The organism is Pontibacterium sp., assembly GCF_041587635.1.
Lineage (GTDB): Bacteria > Pseudomonadota > Gammaproteobacteria > Pseudomonadales > Balneatricaceae > Pontibacterium.
Genome location: NZ_JBFGYC010000562.1, coordinates 1 through 2,575 on the forward strand (window position 1 = coordinate 1; position 2,575 = coordinate 2,575).

The following is a 2,575-nucleotide window of genomic DNA, read 5'->3' on the forward strand; positions in this document are numbered from 1 at the left end:
GGATGAAATTACTGCGGGTAGGCTGCAGACAAAAAAAATGCCGTCGCAGGAAAAACCTACGATGGCACTTCAGGAAGAATCATCAGAGTATAAGTCAGTTCGTCCTTAAGGGGAACAGACCGCCCTCTGTCTTAGATAAACCTTCAGGCGGTGACCCAAATGACCTCGGCATCTGATTCGCTGGTGGATACCAGTGAGTGGCCCATTTCACAGTCATAGTAGGCAGAGTCACCTTCGAATAGTTCGATCGGTTCATAGAATTCTGTATAGAAGAGTAAAGAGCCTTTAAGTACAAACAGGAACTCTTCACCGTCATGACGCACCCACTCTGGATACTCTTCGAAGGAACGCGCGCGTACCGTCGTGCGGTAGGGGATCATTTTCTTGCTGGTCAGCTGAGTCGCCAGCATTTCGTGCTCATACGTCGGTGTTGGGTGCGGAGTACCAGTACCGCTGCGCGTAATGTCACGACGGCCGCCAGCAGCTGCACTGCGCTTTGGCTGGCTGAATAGCTGCGGGATATCGATACCCAGACCCTTCACCAGCTTATTCACTGCAGAGAATGTAGGTGAGATCTGTTCGTTCTCTATTTTGGATAATGTAGAGCGCGCCAGGCCTGTACGTTTGCTGGCTTCTTCCAGTGTCAGGTTCTGGCTCAGGCGAATTTCACGGACGCGTTTGCCCAACTGTAGTGGTTCTACTGCTGCTTCACTATTAGCGTCTGCACGTGAGATCTCTACACGTTCTTCTCTCAGGAAATGTGGTTCGTCAGACATCTTTTATTCACTCCTTAGCTCCTGACTCACTCCTTCAGGGAGCTGTTTCCAAAAATGGTACACAAGCGCAGGACTCTTTTAAAGGAAACAGAAGTTCGTTTTAGTTACGCTATCGATACAAAAGTTTCCAATAGGAAATTTTTGTTGCCAATTATGAAATCTGTTGCTAGTCTGAACAATATACGCGGTTGAGGCTACTTTTTAGCCAATGTGTTAATCCGATTTGCTTAGCTTTGTCAGAGTGCGAAGCTTGGGATGTCTCCTAATAAAGCAGTAAATAAAAATAAAGTTGGAGGCTTGAGTCATGCTACTCAGCATCTTTGATCTTTTTAAAGTGGGTATCGGTCCTTCCAGTTCACATACTGTTGGACCTATGGTTGCAGCAAACCGTTTCCTGGATGAGTTGCGCGACAAAAACCTTTTAGACGGCGTAAGCCGTGTGAAGGTAGATCTGTATGGCTCACTGGCCATGACCGGAGAAGGCCACGCAACGGATGTTGCAGTATTACTGGGTCTGTTGGGCGAACAGCCCGATCTGGTTAATCCCGATAAAGTGCCTGAGTACATTCAGCAGATTGATGACAGTGGTGAGCTGAATCTTGCCGGTCAGCGCATGATTCCTTTCAAGCGCGACACTGATCTGCCTTTCAACTTTGGTGAATCCCTGCCTAAACATCCTAATGGTATGCGTTTCTGTGCATTTGATGCGGCGGGTATCATCACACTCGATAGCATTTATTACTCTGTTGGTGGCGGCTTCGTTCTGAGCGACGCGGAAGCGGGCGAGAATGGCGAAAAGGCCGCGGTAGAGCACAGCATCCCTTATTGGTTCAACAACGGTGTAGAGCTTCTCGAGATCTGTAAGAAAGAGAACATCTCTATTGCTGATGTTGTACTGACCAACGAACGCTCCCGCATGGGCACCGACGAAAAGGTGAACGCTGCGGTGATGAATATCTGGCACGTGATGGATAACTGTATCCGCCGTGGCTGTCAGCAGACCGGTATCTTACCGGGTGGCCTGAAAGTTAAGCGTCGTGCAAATGAGCTGTATCGGGAACTAGTCGATCAACCGGAAAAAGCACTGCAGGATCAGCTGACGGTGATGGATTGGGTCAACCTGTATGCGATCGCAGTCAATGAAGAGAACGCAGCCGGTGGGCGTGTTGTCACAGCGCCGACTAACGGTGCTGCCGGAGTCATCCCAGCTGTACTGGCGTATTACGATCGCTTTGTCCCAAATGCCAATGAAGAAGGCATTGTGCGCTTCCTCGCAACAGCGGCAGCCATCGGCATGTTGTACAAAACAAATGCATCTATCTCCGCAGCAGAAGTGGGCTGTCAGGGTGAAATCGGCGTGGCCTGTTCCATGGCTGCCGGTGCACTGTGCGCGGTGATGGGTGGTACCAATGAGCAGATTGAAAACGCTGCGGAAATTGGTATGGAACACAACTTGGGACTGACCTGTGACCCTATTGGTGGTCTGGTTCAGGTGCCATGTATTGAACGTAATACCATGGGCGCAGTGAAAGCGATCAATGCTGCCCGTCTGGCATTACGTGGCGATGGTGAACACCACGTCTCTTTGGATTCTGTAATCGAAACGATGCGTCAGACCGGCGTCGATATGCAGGACAAATATAAAGAAACCTCAACTGGCGGGCTGGCTGTAAACGCCGTGGCTTGCTGATCCTAACCAGACAACAATAAACAGAGATAAACACTATGAGCATGAGCGATCTGTACCGCAATGACGCCGTGAGCGAGCAATTTTTCACCTGTGATCTGGCCGAGGCCGA

Annotated in this window: 2 protein-coding genes; one reads left to right on the forward strand and one right to left on the reverse strand. The window is 49.8% G+C overall.

Annotated features, from left to right (window positions below; genetic code table 11):
• Positions 1 to 143: 143 nt before the first annotated feature.
• Complete coding sequence (locus tag ABYW01_RS19025; RefSeq protein ID WP_372835892.1) at positions 144 to 776, reverse strand: helix-turn-helix domain-containing protein; 633 nt, start codon at positions 774 to 776, stop codon at positions 144 to 146.
• 304 nt (positions 777 to 1,080) lie between these two features.
• Here ABYW01_RS19025 and ABYW01_RS19030 point away from each other — a divergent pair, with 304 nt between their 5' ends.
• Positions 1,081 to 2,466, forward strand: coding sequence for an L-serine ammonia-lyase (locus tag ABYW01_RS19030; RefSeq protein ID WP_372835893.1), 1,386 nt, complete (start codon positions 1,081 to 1,083; stop codon positions 2,464 to 2,466).
• The last annotated feature ends 109 nt before the right edge of the window (positions 2,467 to 2,575 follow it).